Annotated in this window: 3 protein-coding genes and 1 pseudogene; 3 read left to right on the top strand and 1 reads right to left on the bottom strand. The window is 75.4% G+C overall.

Annotation, left to right across the window (positions count from 1 at the left end; all coding sequences use genetic code 11):
- Nucleotides 1-315 precede the first annotated feature (315 nt).
- From AB0K80_RS11945 to AB0K80_RS11935, 3 genes are read left to right on the top strand one after another with little or no spacing between them, the layout of a single operon-like run.
- Complete coding sequence (locus AB0K80_RS11945) at nucleotides 316-948, top strand: LysE family translocator (RefSeq protein WP_365668405.1); 633 nt, start codon at nucleotides 316-318, stop codon at nucleotides 946-948.
- Nucleotides 949-1,007: 59 nt separating this feature from the next.
- Complete coding sequence (locus AB0K80_RS11940) at nucleotides 1,008-1,820, top strand: Clp protease N-terminal domain-containing protein (protein WP_365668403.1); 813 nt, start codon at nucleotides 1,008-1,010, stop codon at nucleotides 1,818-1,820.
- Nucleotides 1,821-1,870: 50 nt separating this feature from the next.
- Nucleotides 1,871-3,565 carry a bifunctional 3'-5' exonuclease/DNA polymerase gene (locus AB0K80_RS11935; RefSeq protein WP_365668401.1) on the top strand — a complete coding sequence of 565 codons (1,695 nt, stop codon included), beginning with the start codon at nucleotides 1,871-1,873 and terminating at the stop codon, nucleotides 3,563-3,565.
- 58 nt (nucleotides 3,566-3,623) lie between these two features.
- On the opposite strand, the pseudogene AB0K80_RS11930 reads toward AB0K80_RS11935, so the two are convergent.
- Nucleotides 3,624-6,821, bottom strand: a pseudogene (locus AB0K80_RS11930) (BTAD domain-containing putative transcriptional regulator).
- Nucleotides 6,822-7,131: the final 310 nt, after the last annotated feature.

Genomic DNA, 7,131 nt, shown 5'->3' with positions numbered 1-7,131 from the left:
CCATACACCCACGCGGCCCCGCAGCCGCCCGGCACCAAGCCATACACCCACGCGGCCCCGCAGCCGCCCGGCACCAAGCCATACACCCACGCGGCCCCGCAGCCGCCCGGCACCAAGCCATACACCCACGCGGCTCCGCAGCCGCCCGGCGTTGGGCCACACGCGCGCGGGGGCGGTTGCCGCCCAGGCGATGGTCCGGCGCTGCGCTCGGTCGCGCACGCGTGCCCCGCACGCGTCGCCCCCCGCGTGCGGTCCGCTGTCTCACTGCGCGGAATTCCGCCCTCCCGGGGACACCGCCGGTCGAGCATGGCCGCCATGGTGGACATGTCCTTGTACGCGGCCTTCCTCGTCGCCGCCTTCGCGCTCTGCATCACTCCGGGACCCGACCTGATGTTCATCGTGGCGATGGGCGGCCGGGGCGGGCCCACCGCCGGGGTGATGGCCGCCTTCGGGGTGGCCTGCGCCATGCTCGTGCACTCGGTCACCGCGGCCCTCGGGCTGTCGGCGCTGTTCACGGCCCTGCCGACGCTGTACCACGTGCTGCGCTGGGCCGGCGCGGCCTATCTGCTCTACCTGGCGGTGAGGGCGTTCCGCGACCGGTCGGTGCCGGGCGGGGAGGACGCCGGCGCCACCGGCCCGGGCATGCGGCGGGCCTTCTGGCAGGGCGCGATCACCAACCTGCTCAACCCCAAGGTGATCCTCTTCAACGTGGCGTTCCTGCCCCAGTTCGTGGACCCCTCCCTCGGTCACGTCCGGGGCCAGCTCCTGCTGCTCGGCATCACGCTCGTGGTGATGGGGTTCCTGTGGGACGGCAGCGTCGGCCTGCTCGCCGGGCGGCTGGCCGTCGCCCTGCGGCGCAGTGCGCGGCTGAACCGGTGGCTGAACATCGTCTCGGGGACGGTGTTCACGGGCCTCGCGGTGCGGCTCGTCGTGGCCTCGCCCAAGTAGCCCCAGCAGGGTGTCAACTCATGGTTGACACCCCCAGAAGCGCAACCTACGGTTGACACATGACGACGAACTCGCCCATCACGTCAACCGTGCGGCTCGACGACCTCATCGCGGCGATCAAGAAGGTCCATCCCGAGCCCCTCGAACAGCTCCAGGACGCGGTGATCGCGGCCGAGCACCTGGGCGAGGTGGCCGACCACCTCATCGGCCACTTCGTGGACCAGGCCCGGCGTTCGGGCGCGTCCTGGACCGACATCGGCAAGAGCATGGGGGTCACCCGGCAGGCCGCGCAGAAGCGGTTCGTGCCCAAGGAGGGCGTCGGCCCCGACCCCAGTGAGGGCTTCAGCCGCTACACCCCGCGGGCCCGCAACGTGGTGATGGCCGCCCACAACGCGGCCAAGGCCGCCGGCAACTCAGAAGGCGTGCCCGAGCACCTGGTCCTCGGCCTGCTGGCCGAGCCCGGCGGCCTCGCCGCCAAGGCCATCACCACGCAGGGCGTCAGCCTCGACGCGGTGCGCGAGGCGGCCGCCGCCGCCCTGCCGCCGGCCGCCGAGGAGGTCCCCGAGCTGGTGCCGTACGGCCCGGCCGCCAAGAAGGTCCTGGAGCTCACCTTCCGCGAGGCCCTGCGCCTCGGCCACAACTACATCGGCACCGAGCACCTCCTGCTCGCCCTGCTGGAGCACGAGAACGGCACGGGCGTCCTCAGCGGCCTCGGCCTGCGCAAGACCGCGGTCGAGGAGTACGTCACCGAGCTGCTCGCGGAGTTCCTCAAGGACCGGGACCAGGGCCGGGACCAGGACGGGGAGAAGGACCGGAAGCAGGACCTGGAGAAAGACCCGGAGCAGGGGCGGCAGACCCCGCAGGAGGACTGACCGGCGCGACGGGCCGGGGCATTGTCAGACCCGCCTGCCACACTCGCGGCATGACCGACCGGTGGGCGCTCGCTCCGGCCGAGGACGGTGGCGTGGACGTCGCCCCCCTCGGCCCGGACGGGCTGCCCGCCGGACCGGTGCGGCGGGAGCCGGACCTCGCCGGGGCCGTGCGCGGCCGGCCGGACGTCACGCGGTGGGTGTGGCGGTCCACCGCCGAGGTCTATCCGCGTCTGCTCGCCGCGGGGGTGCGGGTGGAGCGGTGCTACGACGTCGAGGACGCCGAGACCCTCCTGCTCGGCCACGAGGGCCGGTACGGGGAACCCCGCTCGGCCGCGGCCGCCCTGGCCCGGCTGCGCGGCGGCCCCGTACCGCCGGATCCGCCGCAGCGGTCCGCGGAGCCGGGGGCGCAGTCCCCGCTGTTCGAGCCGCGGGGCGTCCCCCTGCCGCTCGAGGACCTGCTCGCGGTCTACGCCGAGCAGCAGCGGCGGCACGACCGCGCGGAGCACCCGGACCGGATGCGGCTGCTGACGGCGGCCGAGTCGGCCGGGATGCTGGTGGCCGCCGAGATGAACGCGGCCGGGCTGCCGTGGCGCGCCGACGTGCACCGGGCGGTGCTGCACGACCTGCTCGGCGAGCGGTACGCGGGCGGCGGCGAGCCGCGCCGCCTGGCCGAACTCGCCGACGAGGTGTCCGCGGCGTTCGGGCGCCGGGTCCGGCCCGACCTCCCCGCCGATGTGATCAAGGCGTTCGCGCAGGCCGGGATCAAGGTGAGGTCGACGCGCCGGTGGGAGATCGAGTCCGTCGACCACCCGGCCGTGAAACCACTCGTCGAGTACAAGAAGCTGTACCGGATCTGGGTCGCCCACGGCTGGTCGTGGCTGCAGGACTGGGTGCGCGACGGGCGCTTCCGGCCCGAGTTCCAGGCGGGCGGCACGGTCACCGGGCGGTGGGTGACCAACGGCGGGGGCGCGCTCCAGATCCCCAAGGTCATCCGCCGGGCCGTGGTCGCCGACCCCGGCTGGCGGCTCGTCGTCGCCGACGCCGACCAGATGGAACCGCGCGTGCTCGCGGCGATCTCCCGCGACCCGGGACTGATGGAGGTGGCCGGGCGGGAGACCGACCTGTACCAGGAGGTGTCCGACCGGGCCTTCTCCGGTGACCGCGCCCAGGCCAAGCTCGCCGTGCTCGGCGCGGTCTACGGCCAGACCTCCGGGGACGGCCTGAAGAACCTCGCCGCGCTCCGCCGCCGCTTCCCCAAGGCGGTGGCGTACGTGGACGAGGCCGCCCGCGCGGGCGAGGAGGGCCGGCTCGTACGGACCTACCTGGGCCGCACCTGCCCGCCGGCGGCCCGGGCGGCGCAGGACGAGGCCGACGCGACCGGAGAGGCCGGCATCCCCGTGCCGGAGGAGGACACGGACGCGCAGCCGTGGGTGCCGGGCTACGCCTCCACCAACGCCCGCGCCCGGGGCCGTTTCGCCCGGAACTTCGTCGTCCAGGGCAGCGCCGCCGACTGGGCGCTTCTGCTGCTCGCCGCGTTGCGGCGGGCGCTCGCGGGCATGGCTGCGCAGCTGGTGTTCTTCCAGCACGACGAGGTGATCGTGCACTGCCCGCTGGAGGAGGCCGAGGCGGTGGTGGCGGCGATCCGGGACGCCTCCGACCTGGCGGGGCGGCTGACCTTCGGGCAGACGCCGGTGCGGTTCCCGTTCACGACGGCGGTGGTGGAGTGCTATGCGGACGCCAAGTGACGCGTGCGGACGCCAAGTGATCCACGCGATGCCGAGTGATCCACGGGCTGCCGAGTGATCAGCGGACGTACGCCTCGGACAGCAGGTGCGTCAGCTCCGCCACCACCGCCTGCTCGTCCGTGCCGTCCAGCGCGGCGAGGGCCGACCGCCACGCCTGGTACGCCTCCTCGACGCGCCCCCGCTCGCGCAGCAGCAGTCCCTGCTGGTGGCGGGCGAGGGCGCCCGCGTAGCGGTCGGCGCGCGCGTCGGCGCGGCGCAGCAGTTCGGCGCACTCCCGCGCGGCGCGTTCGCCGTGGCCCAGCAGGCGCAGCGCGCGGACCAGCCCGAGCCGGGTCTGGGACTCGCCGTGCCAGTCGCCGTGGCCGCCGAGGATGCGCAGGCTCTCCTCGAAGTGCGGCAGGGCGGCGGCCGGTTCGCCGAGCCGGAGGTGGGCGTAGCCGATGTTGCAGTGCGCGGAGTGCTGCACGATGACGGCGCCGAGCCGCTGTCCGAGGGCGAGCGAGCGCCGGTGCTGCTCGATGGCGGCCCGCGGGTCGGTGTGCTCGTACAGGTTGCCCAGGTGGCTGTGGGTGACGGCCTCGCCGTAGGGGTCGTCGAGCTGCCGCGAGTACGCCAGGCTCTGCCGCAGCGCCTCGCCGGACTCGGCGTGCCGGCCGAGGCCCTCCAGCAGCAGACCGCGGTTGTTCAGGCAGCGGCGGATCCAGGAGAGGTGGTCCAGGCGCCGCCAGATCGCCAGCGCCTGGTCGTTGAGGGCGAGGGCGTCGCTGTGCCGGCCGGTCAGGAAGTGCAGTCCCGCCAGGTCGACCAGGGCGTACGCCTCAGCCGCCGGGTCGCCGAGCCGCCGCGCCACCCGCAGGGCGGCCCGCCCCAGGACCTCCATCTCGGCCACCCGGCCGCTGCGGTGCAGGCAGGGGAAGAGGAGCCGGACGAGGGCGGAGACGTAGGCCGCGGTCTCGCCGGCCCGCTCGGTGCCGCCACCGTCCGCGGTACCGCCACCGTCCGCGGTACCGCCACCGTCCGCGGTACCGCCACCGTCCGCGGTGTACCGCGTCACCAGCGTCACGACGTTCTCCAGCTCCGTCCCGGCCCAGGCGAAGGCCGCCTCGGCGGTGGCGAAGGGCGGGACGGTGGCGACGTGGGCCGGGTGGCCGGCGGGCTGGCAGGCGGTGGGGCGGCGGCGGTCGTCCTGGTCGAGGCCGGGTTCGACGATCGCGGTGAGGGTGCGTTCGGCGACGGCGGCGTACCAGCGCAGCGCCGTCTCGGCGGCCCCCGTGGCCTCGGCGTCCCCGTCCGCGAGTTCGCGGGCGAAGTCGCGCACCAGGTCGTGCGGTCCGTACCGGCCGTACGCGGTCTCCTCCAGCAGGGCCACGTCGACGAGCCGGTCCAGGGCGGCCTCGGTGCGGCGCTCGTCGACACCGGACAGGCGGGCCAGCAGGGGTGCGCCGTACGCCGGCAAATCCAGGGCGCCGATGCGGCGCAGGACGAGGGCGGCGTCCCGGTCGGCCTCGCGGTCGGAGGCGGCGAGCGCGTCGTGCGCGACGGCCAGGGAGCGGCGGACGCTCAGGTCGTCGTACTCAAGGTGGTGCAACCGCCCCTCGGTGGCGGCGAGTTGACCGGCGAGCACGTCCGGGGTGAGGGCCCGGCGGGCGGCGAGCCGGGCCGCCACGACGCGCAGGGCGAGCGGGAGACGGCCGGTGAGCTCGACCAGGGCATGGGTGGCGCCCAGGGCTTCACGGTCGGCGGTTCCCTCCAGGCCGCCGAGGTCGCCACGGCCGGACGCGGCCCGCAGCAGGGCGGCGCTCTCCTCCCCGGACAGCGGGGCGAGCGGGAAGCGGGCCACCCCGTCGAGGGCGGTGAGCGGCGACCGGCTGGTGACGATGACCGCGCAGCCGGCGCCGGCCGGCAGCAGCGGCCGTACCTGCCCGGCGTTCCCCGCGTCGTCCAGGACCAGCAGCGTGCGCGTGGGCGCGAGCAGGGACCGCAGCAACGCGGCGGCCGCGTCCGGGTGTTCCGGGATACGGCTCGGCTCGGTCCCGAGGTCGCGCAGCAGCGCGGTGAGCGCCTGGCCGGGGGTCAGCGGCGTCATGCCCGGGGTGGCTCCGTGCAGGTTGACGTAGAGCTGCCCGTCGGGGAAGTGCTCCGCCAGCTCGTGCGCCACGTGCAGCGCCAGCGCGCTCTTGCCGACCCCGGCCATGCCGCTCAGGACGGCGACCGCGCAAGGCGCCGAGTCCCGGCCGGAGGTGAGGGCACGGCGCAGCTCGTCCCGTACTGTGGTACGGCCGGTGAAGTGGGCGGGGGGCGGAGGAAGTTGGGCGGGCCGCGGCGGCCCGGCCGGGACGGACCCGCCCAAAGGCCCGGCAGCGGCCGACGGGACGGCGTCGTGCGGGACGGCGCGGGACAGGCCCTGCGGCACAGGCAGGCCGGTGTCCGACTGCGTGTCGGCCACCCCCCGCAGCACCTCCACGTGTGCCTCCCGCACCGCCGACCCCGGTTCGATGCCGAGGTCCTCGACGAGGCGGGTGCGCAGGTCCTGGTGGACGGCCAGGGCCTCGGCCTGGCGGCCGGTGCGGTGCAGGGCGAGCATGAGCTGGCGGTGGAACGCCTCCCGCAGCGGATGTTCGGCGGCCAGTGCCGCCAACTCCGGTACGAGCCCGTCCAGTCGGGCCCCGCCGAGAGCCAGCTCGGCGTCGTACCGCCACTCCAGCAGGAGCAGCCGCGCCTCTCGCAGCCGCTACGCGAAGGCGTAGCCGCCGGTCTCGGGCGGCAGCCCGGCGAGCGGCGCACCCCGCCACAGCGCGAGCGCGGCCGCGCACTCGCGCACGACCCGCGCCCAGTCGCGCCCGGCGTGCGCGGCGCGCGCCGCGGCGACATGGGCGTCGAAGACATGGACGTCCAACTCACCGTGGCCGACCCGCAGCAGGTACCCGGAGGGCACGGTCCGCAGCCGTTCCGGGTCGTCGAGCAGCCGGCGCAGCCGGGCCACGTGGTTGTGCAGCGAGGCGTGCGCGGAGGCGGGCGGCGCGCCGCCCCACAGCGCGTCCTTGAGCGACCCGACGGACACGGCCCGGCCGGCGTCGAGCAGCAGGACGGCCAGCAGGGCACGCACCTTGGGGCTGCGGACGGTCCTGACCTCCCGGTCGCCGTACGCGCCGCGCCGCGCGGCGCCGCAGCCGCCCGGGCGGTCGTACAGGACCGGCGGTCCCAGCAGGCCGAAGCGCAGCTCGCGTGAGGTCCGTGAGCAGACAGGTGCCCCCATCGCCGCTCACTGCCTTCCCGCCTGCCGGCCCGCTCCTCGGCGGGGTACGCCGCGTACGGTCTCTGGCGGAAGTCCGCCCCCTGTGCGGCGGTTTTCCGCCACCTTCGTCACCACGGTCCCGGTCGGCGACCCAGCGCCGTTCCGGCCCGCGCCGCCACGGCTCGGCGACTTCAGGCCAGTCGGCCGGTGCCGCAACGGAAGACCGTTGGCCACATGTTAGCGATGTGTTGGTGCGACCTGGTGTGATCATTTCATCGGAACCGGTTCGGCGGCGCGCGCGTCGGACGCGCACCTCGGGGGAGTGTCGCCG

It is taken from the genome of Streptomyces sp. NPDC052682 (genome assembly GCF_040678435.1).
In the GTDB taxonomy this organism is placed as follows: Bacteria; Actinomycetota; Actinomycetes; order Streptomycetales; family Streptomycetaceae; genus Streptomyces.
This window is presented reverse-complemented; position numbering and strand designations above follow the sequence as displayed.

Excerpts from the sequence above, each read along its gene's own strand:
- AB0K80_RS11945 (WP_365668405.1), top strand. The coding sequence starts at position 316 with ATGGTGGACATGTCCTTGTACGCGGCCTTCCTCGTCGCCGCCTTCGCG.
- AB0K80_RS11940 (WP_365668403.1), top strand. The coding sequence starts at position 1,008 with ATGACGACGAACTCGCCCATCACGTCAACCGTGCGGCTCGACGACCTC.
- AB0K80_RS11935 (WP_365668401.1), top strand. The coding sequence starts at position 1,871 with ATGACCGACCGGTGGGCGCTCGCTCCGGCCGAGGACGGTGGCGTGGAC.